The sequence below is a fragment of the Candidatus Coxiella mudrowiae genome (assembly GCA_001077715.1).
Classification (GTDB): domain Bacteria; phylum Pseudomonadota; class Gammaproteobacteria; order Coxiellales; family Coxiellaceae; genus Coxiella; species Coxiella mudrowiae.
This window is the reverse complement of the sequence record CP011126.1, coordinates 1,636,652-1,653,372: the sequence shown is the minus strand read 5'-3', so window position 1 is coordinate 1,653,372 and position 16,721 is coordinate 1,636,652. Positions and strand designations below refer to the sequence as shown.

The following is a 16,721-nucleotide window of genomic DNA, read 5'->3' as shown; positions in this document are numbered from 1 at the left end:
TATCATTCAGCTATCTAGCTGTCTTGGAGTGAATTACTAATTTTAATAAAATCCTCTACCGTTAGTTCTTGTGGGCGTGATTGAGGATTAATACCTATTATATTCCATTTTTCATTGGGTATTAATTTTTTAAGCGCATTGGCGATTGTTTTTCGGCGGTAAGTAAACGCCTCTTTGACAACTGCGCTGAATTGATTAAAATCCTTTACAGTTTTGGTTGCCGTTTTTCGGGGAATCAAGCGTACAAAAGCTGATTCTACCTGGGGAGGAGGAGTAAAAGCGTTAGGGGGAACGTTAAACAATGAAGTATTATCGCAAAAAAACCGAGTCATGAGACTTAAGCGACCATAATTGGGACTTCCTATCGGAGCCGTTAATCGCAACATAATTTCTTTTTGAAGCATAAAATGCATATCTTGAATAAACTCTATTTGGGTAAATAAATGGAAAAGTAAGGGGGTCGAAATGTTGTAGGGTAAATTACCTATAATACGGAGTGAGTTATTTTCGATTTCTAAGGTCGAGAAATAAAATTGTAATACATCCAATTGATAAATCTTAAAGTTTTCTGAGGTAGAATATTTATTTTGTAAGGAAGCTGCAAGATCTCGATCGATTTCCACCAGAATTAATTTAGCACATTCGTTGATTAAAAAATCGGTTAAGGCACCTTGACCGGGTCCAATTTCTATTATTGTATCTTTTTTTTGAGGATGAATGGCAGCAATGATTTTCTCAAAAATAAAGGGGTCTTTAAGAAAATGTTGACCAAAACGCTTACGTGGCAGATGAAATCCGTTCATGCGTTCTTTGCTGCTAATTTAATTGCTGTAATTAAGCTTTTTTCATCGGCCAATCCGGTTCCTGCGAGGTCAAATGCGGTTCCATGGTCTACAGAAGTACGTATATAAGGCAAGCCCAGTGTCATGTTTACAACAGAGCCGAATTTTAAAGCTTTAATTGGTCCTAATCCTTGATCATGATACATTGCTAAAATAGCATCGCAACTTTCAATTGTCCGAGGTGTGAATGCAGTGTCGGCTGGGAGGGGACCTATAAGTGAAAAACCCTCTTGGTTAAGAGCTCTAACAACAGGAATAATTGTTGATAGTTCCTCTTTTCCTAAATGTCCATTCTCGCCTGCATGAGGGTTTACTCCACAGAGAGCAATAGTAGGTTTTTTAATTAAAAAATATTTTTTAAGACCCACGTTCAGAAGGCGAATACATTTTTCTAAGGGTAATTTTTCAATTAAATCAGAAACTTGAGATAATGGAACATGCGTCGTATATAAAGCTACTTTTAAGGCATCTGCTACAAAGAGCATTACAGTTTGTTCTACCTTTGCGTGCTTTGCTAACCATTCAGTGTGACCAGTAAAAGGAATACCGGCATCATTTATGACTGTTTTGCTTACCGGCCCTGTTACTAGAGCTTTATAATTTCCATTTAAACAACCCTCCGCAGCAACCTGAAGTGTTTCTAAAACATATTGTGCATTAGCGGGAGTCGGTTTTCCCATTATAGATCGAACTTTCAAAGGAATATGACGTATTGTTAAATTATTAGGAATTTCGAGACCAAGCACTTTTGCTCTTTCCATCAATAAAGTGTGATCGGCAATGACAACAAGAGGCATTGAAAGCTTATGTTGCGCCAGCTGGATTACAATATCCGGTCCAATTCCTGCAGGTTCTCCGGGTGTAATAACGATAGGGGTCATCAGGAATTAATATAAATACGAACGTAAGAGGAACGACGCAATTGCCCCAACCATTGTTGCAAGGCTTTTTCAAATTTTTTCTGATAAACGGCCTGTTGAATTTGCTGATTATTAGACCTATTTTGATTTTCTTTACCTAGTAATTTAACGAGATGAAATCCATTGGGAGCTTGTATCGGCCCTATTAGCTCGTTAGGTTTCATTTTTCTAATGGGGTTCACAAAGACTTGAGGAAGATTACTACTTAATCTCCATCCAAGATCCTTACTGCCTGGGTGAGCAGACATGGCGGATTCAAAACTTAATCCTTTACGAAGTTGTTTTAAAACTAAAAAGGCTTTGCCCTTTGCATGATTGATTTGAGCTTGAGTAGCACCCTCCGGAACCCGAATTAATATGGTAGCCACATGATAACGAGCAGAAGCAATTTGTGCTAGATGTTGTTTTTGAAAAGCTACGAGGTCCGATTTGCTAATAGTGATATTATTCGCCATCACTTGCTGTTGCAATTTGGAAATGAGCAATTGTTTCCGTATTTGGTTACGAAATTCCCGATAAGAAATACCTTGTTGATTGAGCTTTTCTTTGAGAGCTGATTCAGATAGCTGATTTTGAGCTGCTATTCTAGAGATGGTTGCATTTATTTCTTCGTCGCTGGCTTTGATTTTATTTCGTTTAGACAACTGTAATTGCAATTTTTGATAAATCAATTGCTCTATCACCTGTTTTCGAAATACTTTTTCATTGAGCATAGGAATGTGATGCTGAGTAAATTGTTGTTTTGCAGCGGCTAAGGCGTGATTGAATTCACTTTGAGTAATAATTTCGTTATTGACTACCGCAGCAATTTGATCTAGCGGTTCCTCCTGCGTAGCGTTAGGTTCAGGAAGGGGAGATTGTTGTGCCATGCTGGTAGCGCTTATTGTAAGCAGAGATATTGCTATTAAACGGATTATTATTTTAAACATTATTTTTACCTCATATCATTGGGAATATCATATATCGTATTAAATAACGATTGTCCTGCAATAGGAGCGTTTCCAAAATCGCCAAGCCCTTTCAACTCGAGTTGAACAAAATAGCTCGTATCATAACTATTTTTAAGGCCGCTAACTGGATCAACGATTAAGCCTGTATAAGTTCGGCGTGTAATAAAACTCAATGCCCAGCAACACGTATTGTATTGTACACCAACAGCGGCGACGTCGGTATGATGACGAGTGAGATCGTAGTCCCAATAGGTCCTGGCAGACCATTGGGCAGAAAGAGGCCACTGTACGGAAAGATAACTGACACTGGTGTTAGTGCTATAAATACTGCTGGGCGGGCTAATGATACTGGGGCCTACAATAGATTGACCGTTACCATGCACGAAAATATAGCCTAGGCTGACTTTACGTCTTTCATTAGCATAGCTTATTACTGTAGAAGAGTTATTGGTTTGGCGAAGGTTAGGATTCCATGCCATGCTGGTGGTTAGGGACCAGTGAGGAAAAGGATAATAAATGAGTTCGCTGACAATGGGAGAGAAATGAAAATTAAGGGGTGTGCATCCTGCGGGAAGCCAAACACGTTGGTTTCCAATTAAATACATGAAACCGAGGTTGGCTGTTAGGAGTGGGGCCCCGGTAATGCCATCAAAAATACGAGAGGTAAGCCCAAAGATTACTTGATTAGCATTTTGCAGACGATCGTCGCCCGTGTATTGATTCAATACAAATAGTTGCTCAAAAGCAAAAGGTAATAAGACGGTATCAAAATTAGGTAATTTATCTTGATTTTGATAAGGGACATACAAATAAAAGAAACGAGGCTCAAGCGTTTGGGTGAAGTTGCGTCCCCGGAGACTAAAATCTCGATCGAAGTAAAGCCCCGAATCAATATCAAAAATCGGCAATAAGCGGCCAGCAGTTTGTACCTGACCGGGTTGAAAATGTTCAACATTATAGGCTGTTGCATCGGCCCATATCTGAGGATTCATATAGCCAGATACAAAATAAAAAGGAAAGCTTAAACCGGGTCGCATATGGAAACGTTGCCCGATGGGTTTATCAGGTGTGAAATTGCTTTGATAACTGAAATTGATTGCTTCCGCATTAAGATTAAAGTCCATGTGGGGCGTAATATCTGGATAATAGCCATCAACATTGAAGTCAGGAAGCCGAGCGTATTGATCAAGCGCATGGGCCGAAATTTGTGAAATTAGGTGGAGTGTCTGATAGGCTTGAAGCATGCCATTAAACTGCAAATGTAATCCACTATATTGCAAATCAATTCGATTTAAAAGTTGATTAGAGAGGGAACTTGCATTCATTTGGCCGCCTAAATCCTGGAAAAAATAAGGGTCTGTAACGTAATTTAAAATAATATTGGATGACCATTCTGGGTTTAAAGCCGTATGCTCATTTATTGAAAAAAGGCTGCGCTGATTTTTCATATTTTTTAATTGATCAAGATAGGGGGCATAGCGGGGATTGTTAGCATAATAAGGGTTAGAAAATTTGCTTAAAGTTTCTTCCCGAAACTGCTGGAAGAGCGTATCGTCAGGGAGATAGCTCACGTACATGTCGCCGCTACTTATAGCGCTTAAAAAGCGAAAAAGTGCGTGCATATCGAGACCGCGCTTGCTCATAAGTTCAGGTGTTAAGGTAAGGTCGTAGTTGGGTGCCATGTTCCAGTAAAAAGGAAGAGAAAAAAGCCCGCCTGAACTACCGCTAAGACCAATGCGAGGAGTTAAAAATCCCGTCTTTCGATAATTATCAATAGGAAAGTTATAGTAAGGAAAATAAAAAACAGGAAAACCATAAAACCGCAATAGCACGTTGTAGGCTTCTCCTCGATATGTCTGTTTATTTAACACTAATGTTGTGGCACTAAGCCACCACGTAGGGCTAGTGGGATCGCAAGTGCTGTAGGTAGCGTGCTGTAAGGTTATGACTTGGGATGCATCTCGGGTTGCCTGTTTTGCTGTTCCCCAAGCATTGAAGGGATTAAATTGCGGAATATAAGATTTATCGTTATAGCCTCGATAGGCCAAATTTTTTAAGACCGCTGTCTTTGGGTGAAGTGTTAATTTCCCTTTATCCGCAACAATTAATTTACCAGCTTCGCGCAAACGAACATGCCCAACGAGAACAATTTTGTTAACCTGGCCAGTTTTTTCGTCTCGATATATATAGGCTTTATCAGCATTGACAATACGACCTGGCTGAATAACAACCACGTCTTTCTGCAAAATAGATATTCCCTTAGCTGTTACAGTGGAAGAACCTCTAGCAGTAATTATAGTGGGCTCTTTTTTCGCTGCAGCGGGGTGGGGAAATTCGCTTACCATCAGGGGCTCTTCAAAATAACCATGACAAAAAAGGCAGATTCCCTCAGTAGGAATCCATCCGAGGATATTTGCAATGTGTTTCTGGAAGCGATAGCGAGACCAGCCCTCCGGTAAGGTTTCGGAAACGAGACGTTGTTTTGATGAAGAAATTTTGGTAGCTTTGCTTGCTTTTTTAGCAACACCAAGTTGCTGAAAAAAAAGCAAAGTTAGAATAAAAAAAACCAAAATAAATAAATTTCTTAACTTCACTGTAAGAATTTCTTTCTAATTTTAAAGTTGTTGGAGAATGGTAACCTCTTAAGTACCATTTGACCATGGTTATTTGACCATGGTTAATAGTGAAATGAGTGTGATTATGGGAGAAAGTGTTCCCGACAAACGATTTTAAGACCTCTGTGCATGGTTGAATAAACACATGGGAAAGCCATTCCAGAGAATTTCCTTTAGGTTGCAATTTCCAAGCCATTTGAAAAATTAGGTTTAAATGTTTCTTACATTTGTGGTAACAACAAAAAGGGTTTTTTGTTGTTACCAGATTTTGGAACGGTGAATGACTTATATCAAGGTGCTTTTAGTGATTTATTACCTATTCAATCTTATCCTTATCGAGAAATAGAAAATTTTTCTTTGCATCAGAATACGTCTGATCTCTATTATCGTGAAATGAGGTTGTTTCCCGATTGGTATTTAGAAAGATTAAAAACTTCATTGTCTTTAAAAAGAAAAAATATTTTAGCAACTATTTTTCAATTGTTAATTGAGTCTGCTTTATCGCACCCCCAAGTATGTGTACATCGGGATTACCATTCGCGTAATTTAATGGTTTTGGCTGGGTTGTGGCTGGAAAGCATCAGCTGGGGAATTTTAGATTTTTAGGATGCGCTTTGGGGGGGACTGTAACTTATGATTTATTTTCTTTATTAAGAGATTGTTATATCGATTGGCCGTCCGAGCAAGTTGCGCAATGGGTATTACAGTTTCATCGTCAAGTCTGCGAAGAAGGGGTATTAAAAGATCGAAATCCAGAACAATTTTTGCGCTGGTTTGATTGGATCGGTTTACAAGGGCATTTAAATTATATTGGCCTTTTTGCTCGATTGAATGAACGAGATCAGAAACCAAATTATTTGTAATATATTCCAAGAGTGATATACGGTATGTGGAAAGCGTGTGCGGACGCTATTCCGAGTTGAAAGAACTAAAGCCGTTGCTTCAGGAAGCAGTGGTTGGATTGAATTGACGAGAGGCATCAGTCCTAGATTAAAGAGAGATTAATGAAAGCAATGATATTGGCAGCAGGCCGCGGTTCTCGGTTGAAACCTTTAACAGATAGTATATTCCTAAGCCTTTATTATCTGTTGGTACTGAGAGGGGGTTAATAGAACATAATTTGAAAATGTTAAGCGTGGTGAATATTTGCGAAGTGGTCATTAATATTTCTCATCATGCTAATAAAATTATGGATTACTTAGGTAGTGGCGAAAGTTACAGAGTAACAATTTATTACTCTTAAATTATTATATTACTCTTAGTTTGAACCAAATCCTTTAGGAACAGGCGGTGGTATTTCAAGCCTTACCATTATTAGAAAACGAACCGTTTATCGTCGTAAGTGCCTCTTCTTTTTGTAGAAAATCCCGATTACCATCCGGAAGGGGATTATGCATTGACGCCAGAAGACAAAGTTGTTTTTGATGTACCTAAACTGACCTATGCGAATATTGCTAAGCTCCATCCGAAATTATTTGCTAATTGCCAACTCGATTCCCCCATCAATTATTTACTGAGGCTATTTCTCGACAAGGCCACTAGCGGAGAACTCTATCAGGAGAAATGGTTCAATGTGGGAACTACAGGAGAATTAGAGCGATTAAGAAAAGCGATTGGCTAGCCATTTTCCAATTGCTTTAATTTCTTCATAACATACTTGATGACCCATTGCATACTCATGCCATTCCACAGGATAACCCAGTTGATTTAAGAGTTGGAAAGTTTGTTTTCCTAAAGTGAGAGGAAGAACGCGATCTGAGTCCCCATGAGCGATAAAAATGGGTATTTGTTGATTAATAACACCACTCACTTTTGCTGCCAATTGGTCCGCGAGAGGAAGATAAGTCGATAGAGCAATAACGCCCGCGAGTGGTTTTGAATACCGAAGGCTAGTATAAAGAGCCATCGCGCCACCTTGAGAAAACCCAGCGAGAACGATGTGATGACTTGGAACACCCTTAGTAATTTCTTTTTCAATTAACTGATTAATGGATCGTTGGGTCTGAGCTATACCTTCTTCGTCTTCACGTGTGAGATCAGCGAGACTATAAATGTCATACCAAGCACGCATTTGCATCATAGCATTCATTGTGATTGGTCTTATAGGAGCGTGGGGAAATATAAAACGAAGGTGAAGATCTTGTGGCAAGGCTAACTGGGGTACAATATCAGCAAAATCATGCCCATCAGCGCCTAGCCCGTGCAGCCAAATCACACTGCCTACGGCCGCTTTAGTGGGAGGTATTGTAATGCTTTCCAAAGAATTGTTCATATCCATTCACTAATATATTATTATCAATTAATATTATTATCAATTATGAAAAAAATCATCCTTATTTATGCCTCTTTAATCCTCGTTGGTTGCGGAGCTCGAGGGCCTTTATATTTACCAAAAAAAACCGACTCAACCCAACAGTCGAAAGGTAGCCAAAATCGACTAAGCCCCACATTCGTAGGGGATCGCTAATACGATGAAAATTAATTTCACGAAGATGCATGGATTAGGCAATGATTTTGTGGTGATAGATGCTACGAAACAGCCTTTTCAAATGACGACTTCTCAAATCCAAAAAATGGCAAATCGTCGCTTAGGGGTGGGGTTTGATCAATTATTAGTTATTGAACTTCCTAAAGACCCTACCGTTGATTTTCATTTCCGAATTTTTAATACGGACGGAAGCGAGGTAAGTCAGTGTGGAAACGGTGCTCGTTGTATTGCTCAATATATTCGTGCCAATCAACTTACAGAGCGAGATGAATTGCGGGTTTCTACCCTGAAGGATATTTTGGAACTCAAAATCCAATCAGACGATAAAGTCTCCGTTAAAATGGGGGTGCCTCGATTCGATCCTACCGACATTCCCTTTATAGCACCTAAAACTGCCAATTTTTATAACCTGGAAATCGATAATCAAAAGATAAAATTAGGTGTAGTCAATATCGGAAATCCACATGCGATAATTCCAGTAAATACTATCGATGCGCTACAAGTATCGAAGCTCGGTCCTCAATTAAGCATTCACGAGCGTTTTCCGGAAGGTACAAACGTGGGGTTCATGCAAGTTATTGATGCACAAAACATTCGCTTGCGGGTATATGAGCGCGGCGCTGAAGAAACCCTAGCTTGTGGTAGCGGCGCTTGTGCAGCAGTGGCGGTAGGTCGGCGCTCGGGTTTATTGCAGGAACGTGTTGTTGTTAATCAGCCCGGCGGAAGCCTTATCGTTGATTGGCAAGGTCCTTTAACTCCGGTCATCATGACAGGTCTGACAGCCACCGTTTTTTGTGGTGAGTGGTCGGATTAGTCTTCCTATAGTATCCTTAATTGAATATTTAAGAGTTCCGGCCGAACCAATTTTTAAACAAAAATTAGCTTGTGTGTTTTATGGTTTGGTATAGAATGTGTCAACTTTTAAGGCCCTTGGAGGAGGTGGCAATGGCGGTACCAAAAGCAACTACTACAAAAATGAAGACTGCGGTTGTAGATTTTTCACCTTACAAGTTTAAAAAGGGTGAAGAATATATGAATGAAAAGCAGAAACATCATTTCCGTAAAATTCTGCTTCAGTGGAAAAAACAACTTATGGAAGAGGTCGATTCTACAGTGGGTCATTTAAAGGAAGAAGCGAACGTCTATGCTGATCCGTTAGATCGTGCTAGCCAGGAAGAAGGGTTTAATTTAGAACTACGAACCCGCGATCGTGAACGCAAGCTTATTAAAAAAATTGAGCAATCCTTAGATTCAATTGAAGAAGGTGAGTACGGGTATTGTGAAGATTGCAGTGCAGAAATTGGTATTCGACGCTTAGAAGCGCGTCCTACGGCGAGTAAGTGCATAGACTGTAAGACCTTTGAAGAGATCCGAGAAAAACAGTCCGGTGGATAAACTTTTTATTCGTAACCTCAAAATATCTGCCCAGGTTGGTATTTTGCCACACGAAAAAACCTCGTCGCAGAGAATTGCTCTCGATGTTGTTTTGGGTATCGACAGTAAACAAGCCTGTAGGTCCGATGATCTTAATTCTACTATCGATTATGCAAGGGTCCGAAGTAGCTTAATTGAATTTTTTAGCAATCGACGATTTAACTTAGTCGAAACGTTGGCGAATCGTTGTGCCGATTTTCTTTTTTCTCAATTTCGCATACATTGGCTTCAGTTGAGTGTTACAAAATTATCGGTGTTTGATGATGCCGATGGTGCTGGAATAACCATTGAGCGTATGCGAGAAACTATCTCTGCAGATCAAACCCTTCCTCTCTAAGCTAAACAGTTTTACTTTGGAATCTAAAGGGCTATAAAGACACTCTTCCTGTGGTATTATTTTTCAGCCGAAAGGGGTGGGTGGTATTGCCTAAATCCCCCTCCAAGAGAGGAGAGATTTAACAGTGAAGTTCCTAGTGTGTGGTGTTAATCTCCTAATGTGTGGTGTTAATCATAGATTGGCTCTGTTAGAGATTCGAGAAAAGTTAGTATTCAATGCTAATTTGATACCCTAGACTCTTCGCAGTTTCTTGACACGTGAGGCAATCAATGAGGCCATGCTATTATCTACGTGTAATCGTACGGAAATTTATACTGCAGCAGCGGAAGCGGAGATTACTCCTATTCTTAAATGCTTATTGAACCAACCCCAATTAGCAAATACCGATATAGCATCCGTTTGCTACAGTTGTCGTGATTTGGAAGGGGTTAATCATCTTATTCGGGTTGCTATAGTGGTTTGGATTCCATGATTGTGGGGGAGCCGCAGATATTTGGTCAGATGAAACAAGCTTACGAGGTCGCCTGTCAGGAAGGTGCGGTGGGCTCAGAATTAAAGCACTTATTTTCTGCTGTTTTTGCTGCGAGTAAGCACATCCGTAATCAAATAACCGACAGTAAAATTGTGTCAAGCTGCTTATGAAGAACATATGCAATTATTGTTGTGCGAAAAAGAATTGTTTGATATTTAAATTCTATGATGAAAACTTCTCTCCTTGAAAAACTAAAAACTCTAAGCTTTCGCTATAGTGAGATTGGCGGATTACTGAGCGATCCCAGCGTGATGAGTGATCAAAATCGCTATCGAGAATTAGGAAAAGAGTATGCACAATTAGAACCTATTGTAAAGTGTTTCCAAGCTTATGAAAAAAATAATGAGGCTATTGAATCGGTCCAAGAAATGATTGCCGAAAAAGATCCTGAATTAAAAAAATTGGCTGAAGAAGAGTTAGGGCAATTAACTATTAAACAAGATGAATTAGAAGATCAATTAAAAATTCTCTTAATTCCTAAAGATCCCAATGACGAGAAAAATATTTTTCTCGAAATCCGTGCAGGAACGGGCGGGAACGAAGCGGCAATTTTTTCGGGGGATTTGTTTCGTATGTATGCGCGCTACGCGGAAAAGAAGGAATGGCATATGACCATCGTATTCGCTCATGAAGGCGAACACGGTGGATTTAAGGAAGTAATTGCTCGAATTGTTGGCAAGGGGGTTAATTCTCAATTAAAATTCGAGTCGGGGACTCATCGGGTTCAACGAGTTCCAGTCACAGAATCGCAGGGGCGGATTCATACCTCTGCTTGTACAGTGGCGGTGATGCCTGAGGTGGAAGAGATTGACGAAATCAAGATTAATTCCGCTGAATTGCGCATTGACACTTTTCGAGCTTCTGGTGCTGGCGGACAGCATGTAAATCGAACGGATTCAGCGATTCGTATTACCCATATCCCTACTGGGGTGGTGGTGGAATGTCAGGATGAGCGGTCGCAGCATAAAAATAGAGCTCGTGCAATGTCTCTATTGCAATCAAAATTATTAGCTGCAGAACGATCGAAACAAGAACAAGAACAAGCCACCAAGCGAAAATTGCTGGTTGGTAGCGGTGACCGTTCTGAAAGAATTCGTACTTATAATTTCCCACAAGGGCGAGTTACCGATCATCGAATCAATTTAACGCTGTACCAACTCAATGAAGTCATGGAAGGGGATTTAGATCCTGTCATCGGTCCTTTGATTCGTGAATTGCAAGCAGAACAATTGGCTGAATTAAGCGGGGAATGAGATGAAAATGGACGATCAAATGGTTTCAATTAAGGAGATGATAGATAAAATAGTGCAGCAATTACAATTAATAGGTTCAGAAATTGCTAAGTTGGACGCCGAAATACTCGTAGGTAAAGTTCTAAAAAAATCGCGTACCGAATTGTTTGCTTATTCCGAAGCACTATTAACTAAAAAACAACAGAAACAAATAATGGAGTATGGGAAGCATCGTCTTGCTGGTGAACCGATCGCTTATATTGTAGGGAACAAAGAATTTTGGTCTTTGAATTTGACAGTGACGCCGGATGTGCTTATTCCCCGTCCCGAAACAGAAATGCTTGTGGAACATATTTTAAAGCTGCTCCCGGAAAATGAGGCAATTCGAATTGCTGATTTAGGAACAGGCTCGGGTGCAATTGCTTTAGCTCTTGCTTGGGAACGGCCACATTGGCAAATTGATGCTACTGATAATTCACCAAAAGCGTTAAAAGTAGCTAAAACTAATATAAGGCGTTATAAAATAAAAAATATTAATTTATATTTGGGTGAATGGTGTAAGGCTTTGCCTCAGCGTGATTATCACGTTATTGTAGGAAACCCACCTTATATTCCTGATAGAGATAAACATCTTCAGAAATTAAAATATGAACCTCGAGAAGCTTTAGCTGGTGGTCTAGACGGCTTATCGGCAATTAGGGTTATTATTGAAGAAGCGCAAATATACTTAAGAACCGGAGGTTGGTTGTTGTTAGAGCATGGATTTGATCAGTCCGAAAAAATTAGTATTCTTATGCAAGATGTGGGTTATCAATCGGTTAAGGATTATAAAGATTTGGCAGGGTTGGCGAGAATGGTCGTTGGAAAAAAATAATTTTGAATTAATGAAATCTCCAGTTGGCGAAAAAATAGGTGTCTTATTAACTAATCTTGACAGACCCTATGCTCCCACCTCATCGGCAGTACGACGATATTTAAAACAATTTCTCTCAGATCGCCGAATTATCGATTTTCCAAAACCTCTACACTGGGTTAATTTTTTTATTTTGCCGATCCGGCCGAAATATTCAGCCCAATTATATTGAAAGATTTGGACTTCTCAAGGTTCGCCGCTATTAATTCCATAGTCGAGCATTTACAAAGAGGTAGCAAAAAAAAACTTAGAATGGGATTTTTGCGTAGCCTTATGAATGCCCTATGGACAACCTTCTATTGACTCCGCCTTGCAAAAATTGCAAGCTGCTGGTTACAAGCAAATTGTGGTATTGCCCTTGTTTCCATAATTTTCTTCATCGGCGACAGAATCTGCTTCAGTTGAAGTGCAAACTAAAAGTAAAAATAAAACCTTAACTATTATCGATTGGTTTTTTGACGAGCCGGGCTATTATTAATATTTTAATTAAGCTAATTCAAGAAAATACTCATAATTTTCAATCGAATTATTTTTTATTTAGCTATAATGGCCTTCCTGAGATATATTTAAAGAGTCTTTGCACATTAGATTTCTGTGATCGACAGAAGGAATGTCCATCTGTTTTAACTTTTAAATAGCAATTGTTATCGTGTTCAATGTTTTATGACGTCTCATTTGCTCGCTAGTCAATTAAACTTAGGGTTTGCGTATTATGGGAGTTACTTTCCAGTCGTGTCTGGGTCGAACGGCGTGGATACACCCTTATACCGATCATTATTTAGTAGAATTAGCAAAAAAAGAGAATTAAAAAATTAGTTGTCATTTGCCCCTCATTTGTTGCAGACTGTTTAGAAACTTTAGAAGAAATTGGTATTCGGGCCAATGCTCAATGGAAAGAATTAGGTGGTGAGGAATTGCGCTTAATTCCTTCCTTAAATTCTCATCCTCAATGGGTAAAGGCAGTTGCCGATATAATTAGAAAGCAGGTAATAACTCATGTATAAAAAAGGAATAACTTTGCTTGAAGTTATTTTGGCAATTACAATTAGTGCCTTAATAATTACATTCAGCATTCGTTACTTTAATGATGGTCGAATTCAACCATAAAGTAGAGCGAACGATAAAGCAAATACAAATTTTATCTCAGGCGAGTTATTAATGGCTACAAATGCAGCGTCAAGCTGATTTTTGATCCGGAACTACAGCAATTGACAATCCTAAATTGCAAGCGGTATGTAAAAATTATTTTTAATGACATCCCCTAAAGGAGTTTCTTGAACATTTGGCAGAAAATGTGCACGGTTACACATCATCAAAGTCATAAAAGGGCTTTTTCAGGGTTAAATTATTTTATAGAGTTGTAATTATGTTGGAAATTGTTTTAGCAAGTCAAAACGAAGGAAAATTGGTAGAAATACAAGATATGTTAAAGAGTCTTGAAATACGATTTATTCCCCAGACAAAATTGGATATTCCCCCGGTAGAAGAAACTGGAACAACCTTCGTAGAAAATGCTATTATTAAGGCGCGTCACGCAGCAAAGTATTCAGGCCTCCCTGCTTTAGCTGATGATTCTGGCTTAATCATTACTGCTTTGAATTCGGCCCCAGGGGTCTTTTCTTCTCGATATGCAGGTGATAATGCAACCGATGCAAATCGAATGCAAAAAGTTTTAAAAGAATTAGAGAACGCAGATAGTCCTGATCGCAGCGCGAGTTTTCATTGTATTTTAGCTTTAATAGAAAATGAAACGGACCCGGCACCTCTTATTTGCCACGGAGTGTGGGAAGGAGAAATTACCTATGAACCTAAGGGAAAAAATGGATTTGGTTATGATCCTATTTTTTATATCCCTTCCTATCGTTGCACTGCTGCTGAGTTAGACTTCAAAGAAAAAAATGCAATTAGCCATCGGGGTCAGGCTCTTCAAGAATTAGTGGCTATTTTGACAAATGCTTTTTTAGCCTAGCTTGGGATAGATGCCGACTTATTAACTGACTAAATACACTGACGCGAACTACAAAATTTGAAAAGCTGGTATCTATTGAACAAATATTTCATAATAGAACGAATTTCACGTTCGAGGATAGCAGCTTCTGAGAGGATAGCAGCTTCTGAAAAGAAAATACCTTGGATATTTTAAACAGAGATCAATTGTATCAATAGGTTAGGTGTTCACATGAATTATTACAGCGGTTTTTCTATTCTGAGTATTCTAATTTTATTTTTGCCCCTTGCTTATGTTAGGATCCTGAATGTCCTAAAAATAAGGCTGGCTTTACGACCATCAATACAGAAGGTTACTTTAACCTCATAATTAAGAGTGGAAATCCTACAAAAGTGACCGTATCGCGGTATTCTTCGGAACCAGTCCATATTCATCGGACCTAATCATACGCTTTTTATTCAAGCTCCTTGGTTACCTCTTATTAAAAAGCTTCCGACAAATAGCAAAATCGGATTTAACGAAATTGATTATTAATGATTAATAGACCGGCTAGCGTAACAAGTAATCACCTCCGTAGTCGGGGATTATCTATAATCTCTTTAGGAAGTGGCAATATCCGACTTCTAGGGATGATGAAGGTCAATCAAATTACCCAGAAAGGCCCCAATCATATTCGTTTACGTTGTGTTAATGCCACTACATTGACAATTGATAGCAAGGGAAGAGGAAGCGTCTATTTAGTGGGCTTAGCTCAAACACTTTACGCGCGTCTTCCAGGATGTCCTACTTTAGAAGTGCGCAATATCTGTGGGTAAAAAATATTCAAGCATTCAGGCTCAAAATCATTCTGTTACGCATGTAATGCCATTAATATTGTTGCGAGTGTTCGTTCGCTTCAGGGTGGTCAAATATTTATTATTACAGCTATCCAAAAAAATTAACCCGAGATGCTAAGCAATTGGGAAATGTCCTCCAAATGGCTTGGAGGGAATTAAGGAGGTAGTTCTTTTTCTAATTTACTTGGATCATCACTCGTTGATTAAACGCATTACCTTCAGGGGTCCGGTAACTGCCAATGGGAGATTCCCCTCCAAGCCCACTACACTTCATTTGCATTGGTGAAAAGCCATGATTCCAAAGAAAGGAAGCAATCACTTGAGCATATTGATTAGTGACATAATATTGATATTTTCGAGTATGCACTTGAGCTGTGTAGGGATAAATCTTTATCGGATAGCACCTCACGTGGGTGCGGACATATAGTTATGTAGATAAAGTGCAATTAAACGCAATGTGGTAGCCTGCTCCTCTTTAATAGTGGTATTTTGACCGACGAAAAATCGATTTATCGGTAAAGGCAATTGCAAGCGAGAGCCTTGATGGATTGTTTGCACTCCTCGATTTTGCAATTTAGTAAGTAGATGCTTTTGTCGGACATGAGAAAGAGGAGTTGTTACCCGAATACTAGTAATAAGGAACTGGCGGGTGGTAGCGGTTTATGCGCGCAACAAGCGGTTAATTAAATTAAATAGCATGAGCCCTAAAGTAGCAAGAGTCATAGAAACGATAGCTCGAAGAAATGATAGTTTTATGGGGTCCTCAATAAAACTGATTTGATGAGACTGTGTAATTTTAGCGCGAAATATTGCTGCTAATCTAGATTTATTCAATAGTTTTTGTTATCGCTTTGAGCTTAGGGGGGGCAAAGGTGCAAAAAGAGCCACGCTAATCGAGTGTTTGGCGATAACATTTTTAAGTCCGATTTCTAATGCTACTACCGGGAAAAGCACGATAGACAATAAATTGGGAACGATTTGTTTCCAGGTTATTTCCTTTTAATAAAATTCCCCGCGTAATACGTAAAAAATTCGTAAGCGGTAAAACTTTCCAAACCTATTAAGCCCACTTGGGCATTCCAAAAAAAGGAAACAATAAAACCCAACAATAAAATTGATGGCAAAAAGAAAAAAAGGCAGATTGCACTACTTGTAATTAATTTTTGGCTATGCTAGAAAATGTAAGACTTACCGATAAATTGGCTCCTTATAAATGGAAGGGTGCTGAGAAGCAATAGAAAATAATACTTCCTTCCATTGAAACGCTAAATAAATAGCGTGCTGCTAATAAAATAATAAAGACTTGAATGTATCCTACAATAATGTAGGGAGTGATTTTCCCCACCATGACTTCCAGCGGTCGCACTGGAGTAGCTAAAGGACTTTCTAATGTACCCCGTTCGCGTTCTCTGGTCATGGCTAAACTGATGATTAATACCATTGTCATTGTTAATACTACGCCTAATGAACCTCGAACGTATTATATTGGGTAATATTTTCGGGATTATATTTTTGATGAAGAACAAGATCGATAGGCAGTGTAGAAGCATCGAGATTTTCAAGGGGTCCTTTAAAGAGAGGATTAAAACGGTTGTTGTTAATTGCGGCACTGCCGCTAAAGCATTGGGCGCTGATAACGGATCGCTGGCATCCGCTTCAATTAAAATTTATGGT

Annotated in this window: 24 protein-coding genes; 16 read left to right on the top strand and 8 right to left on the bottom strand. The window is 39.1% G+C overall.

Annotated elements, in window-relative coordinates; genetic code table 11:
• Nucleotides 1-14: 14 nt before the first annotated feature.
• Genes rsmA through CleRt_RS07720 form a run of 4 tightly spaced genes read right to left on the bottom strand, consistent with a single transcriptional unit; the run spans nucleotide 15 to nucleotide 5,306 of the window.
• Nucleotides 15-803: a 16S rRNA (adenine(1518)-N(6)/adenine(1519)-N(6))-dimethyltransferase RsmA gene (gene rsmA / locus CleRt_RS07735; RefSeq protein ID WP_048875682.1), complete on the bottom strand. Its 789-nt coding sequence runs from the start codon at nucleotides 801-803 to the stop codon at nucleotides 15-17.
• Nucleotides 800-1,723 carry a 4-hydroxythreonine-4-phosphate dehydrogenase PdxA gene (gene pdxA, locus CleRt_RS07730; RefSeq protein WP_048875681.1) on the bottom strand — a complete coding sequence of 308 codons (924 nt, stop codon included), beginning with the start codon at nucleotides 1,721-1,723 and terminating at the stop codon, nucleotides 800-802. The genes rsmA and pdxA overlap by 4 nt, the downstream gene beginning before the upstream one ends.
• Nucleotides 1,723-2,691: a SurA N-terminal domain-containing protein gene (locus CleRt_RS07725; protein WP_048875680.1), complete on the bottom strand. Its 969-nt coding sequence runs from the start codon at nucleotides 2,689-2,691 to the stop codon at nucleotides 1,723-1,725. The genes pdxA and CleRt_RS07725 overlap by 1 nt, the downstream gene beginning before the upstream one ends.
• 5 nt (nucleotides 2,692-2,696) lie before the next feature.
• Entirely contained in the window at nucleotides 2,697-5,306 is a 2,610-nt protein-coding gene (locus CleRt_RS07720) for an LPS-assembly protein LptD (protein WP_048875679.1), read from the bottom strand.
• Nucleotides 5,307-5,582: 276 nt separating this feature from the next.
• Here CleRt_RS07720 and CleRt_RS10450 point away from each other — a divergent pair, with 276 nt between their 5' ends.
• The 3 genes from CleRt_RS10450 to CleRt_RS12670 all read left to right on the top strand — a co-directional run bounded on the left by CleRt_RS10450 (nucleotide 5,583) and on the right by CleRt_RS12670 (nucleotide 6,948).
• Complete coding sequence (locus CleRt_RS10450; protein WP_157870919.1) at nucleotides 5,583-5,933, top strand: phosphotransferase; 351 nt, start codon at nucleotides 5,583-5,585, stop codon at nucleotides 5,931-5,933.
• 8 nt (nucleotides 5,934-5,941) lie between these two features.
• Entirely contained in the window at nucleotides 5,942-6,190 is a 249-nt protein-coding gene (locus CleRt_RS10445; RefSeq protein ID WP_157870918.1) for a hypothetical protein, read from the top strand.
• 479 nt (nucleotides 6,191-6,669) lie between these two features.
• Entirely contained in the window at nucleotides 6,670-6,948 is a 279-nt protein-coding gene (locus CleRt_RS12670; protein WP_235379030.1) for a glycosyltransferase family protein, read from the top strand.
• On the opposite strand, the gene CleRt_RS07705 is transcribed toward CleRt_RS12670, so the two are convergent.
• Nucleotides 6,928-7,599 (bottom strand): alpha/beta hydrolase, encoded by a 672-nt coding sequence (locus CleRt_RS07705; protein ID WP_048875678.1) that lies wholly within the window; start codon nucleotides 7,597-7,599, stop codon nucleotides 6,928-6,930. The two genes, CleRt_RS12670 and CleRt_RS07705, sit on opposite strands and share 21 nt — an antisense overlap.
• A gap of 199 nt (nucleotides 7,600-7,798) precedes the next feature.
• Here CleRt_RS07705 and dapF point away from each other — a divergent pair, with 199 nt between their 5' ends.
• From dapF to CleRt_RS10420, 13 genes are all read left to right on the top strand, one after another.
• Nucleotides 7,799-8,629, top strand: coding sequence for a diaminopimelate epimerase (dapF, locus tag CleRt_RS07700; protein ID WP_082160477.1), 831 nt, complete (start codon nucleotides 7,799-7,801; stop codon nucleotides 8,627-8,629).
• Between the two features lie 131 nt (nucleotides 8,630-8,760).
• Nucleotides 8,761-9,210 carry an RNA polymerase-binding protein DksA gene (gene dksA, locus CleRt_RS07695; RefSeq protein WP_048875677.1) on the top strand — a complete coding sequence of 150 codons (450 nt, stop codon included), beginning with the start codon at nucleotides 8,761-8,763 and terminating at the stop codon, nucleotides 9,208-9,210.
• A complete protein-coding gene (gene folB / locus CleRt_RS07690; protein ID WP_048875676.1) occupies nucleotides 9,203-9,586 on the top strand; it encodes a dihydroneopterin aldolase in 384 nt (127 codons plus the stop codon). The genes dksA and folB overlap by 8 nt, the downstream gene beginning before the upstream one ends.
• A gap of 250 nt (nucleotides 9,587-9,836) precedes the next feature.
• Entirely contained in the window at nucleotides 9,837-10,058 is a 222-nt protein-coding gene (locus tag CleRt_RS13630; protein ID WP_162198826.1) for a hypothetical protein, read from the top strand.
• On the top strand, nucleotides 10,055-10,228 hold the full coding sequence (locus tag CleRt_RS13625) for a hypothetical protein (protein ID WP_082160476.1): 174 nt from the start codon (nucleotides 10,055-10,057) through the stop codon (nucleotides 10,226-10,228). Before CleRt_RS13630 ends, CleRt_RS13625 begins: the two co-directional genes overlap by 4 nt.
• Nucleotides 10,229-10,285: 57 nt before the next feature.
• Complete coding sequence (prfA, locus tag CleRt_RS07680) at nucleotides 10,286-11,371, top strand: peptide chain release factor 1 (protein ID WP_048875674.1); 1,086 nt, start codon at nucleotides 10,286-10,288, stop codon at nucleotides 11,369-11,371.
• 19 nt (nucleotides 11,372-11,390) lie between these two features.
• Nucleotides 11,391-12,224 carry a peptide chain release factor N(5)-glutamine methyltransferase gene (gene prmC / locus CleRt_RS07675; protein ID WP_048875834.1) on the top strand — a complete coding sequence of 278 codons (834 nt, stop codon included), beginning with the start codon at nucleotides 11,391-11,393 and terminating at the stop codon, nucleotides 12,222-12,224.
• Between the two features lie 10 nt (nucleotides 12,225-12,234).
• Nucleotides 12,235-12,435, top strand: coding sequence for a ferrochelatase (locus CleRt_RS10440; protein ID WP_157870916.1), 201 nt, complete (start codon nucleotides 12,235-12,237; stop codon nucleotides 12,433-12,435).
• A 105-nt stretch (nucleotides 12,436-12,540) separates the two neighbouring features.
• The gene (locus tag CleRt_RS14375; RefSeq protein ID WP_157870915.1) at nucleotides 12,541-12,633 is read left to right on the top strand and encodes a CbiX/SirB N-terminal domain-containing protein; all 93 of its coding nucleotides are present in this window, start codon (nucleotides 12,541-12,543) and stop codon (nucleotides 12,631-12,633) included.
• 433 nt (nucleotides 12,634-13,066) lie between these two features.
• The gene (locus CleRt_RS12660; protein WP_306686872.1) at nucleotides 13,067-13,267 is read left to right on the top strand and encodes a ferrochelatase; all 201 of its coding nucleotides are present in this window, start codon (nucleotides 13,067-13,069) and stop codon (nucleotides 13,265-13,267) included.
• Nucleotides 13,260-13,370 (top strand): prepilin-type N-terminal cleavage/methylation domain-containing protein, encoded by a 111-nt coding sequence (locus CleRt_RS14370; RefSeq protein WP_157870914.1) that lies wholly within the window; start codon nucleotides 13,260-13,262, stop codon nucleotides 13,368-13,370. Before CleRt_RS12660 ends, CleRt_RS14370 begins: the two co-directional genes overlap by 8 nt.
• Nucleotides 13,371-13,629: 259 nt before the next feature.
• On the top strand, nucleotides 13,630-14,232 hold the full coding sequence (gene rdgB, locus CleRt_RS07665) for an RdgB/HAM1 family non-canonical purine NTP pyrophosphatase (protein WP_048875673.1): 603 nt from the start codon (nucleotides 13,630-13,632) through the stop codon (nucleotides 14,230-14,232).
• Between the two features lie 512 nt (nucleotides 14,233-14,744).
• Nucleotides 14,745-15,026, top strand: coding sequence for a hypothetical protein (locus tag CleRt_RS10420; protein ID WP_157870913.1), 282 nt, complete (start codon nucleotides 14,745-14,747; stop codon nucleotides 15,024-15,026).
• A gap of 196 nt (nucleotides 15,027-15,222) precedes the next feature.
• Here the strand turns inward: CleRt_RS10420 and CleRt_RS12655 are convergent, their stop codons facing one another.
• From CleRt_RS12655 to CleRt_RS12645, 3 genes are all read right to left on the bottom strand, one after another.
• Nucleotides 15,223-15,414 (bottom strand): OmpA family protein, encoded by a 192-nt coding sequence (locus CleRt_RS12655; RefSeq protein ID WP_053097950.1) that lies wholly within the window; start codon nucleotides 15,412-15,414, stop codon nucleotides 15,223-15,225.
• A 38-nt stretch (nucleotides 15,415-15,452) separates the two neighbouring features.
• Nucleotides 15,453-15,620, bottom strand: a complete 168-nt coding sequence (locus tag CleRt_RS12650) for a hypothetical protein (RefSeq protein ID WP_235379029.1) — start codon at nucleotides 15,618-15,620, stop codon at nucleotides 15,453-15,455.
• 634 nt (nucleotides 15,621-16,254) lie between these two features.
• Complete coding sequence (locus CleRt_RS12645; protein ID WP_235379028.1) at nucleotides 16,255-16,494, bottom strand: ABC transporter permease; 240 nt, start codon at nucleotides 16,492-16,494, stop codon at nucleotides 16,255-16,257.
• Nucleotides 16,495-16,721: the final 227 nt, after the last annotated feature.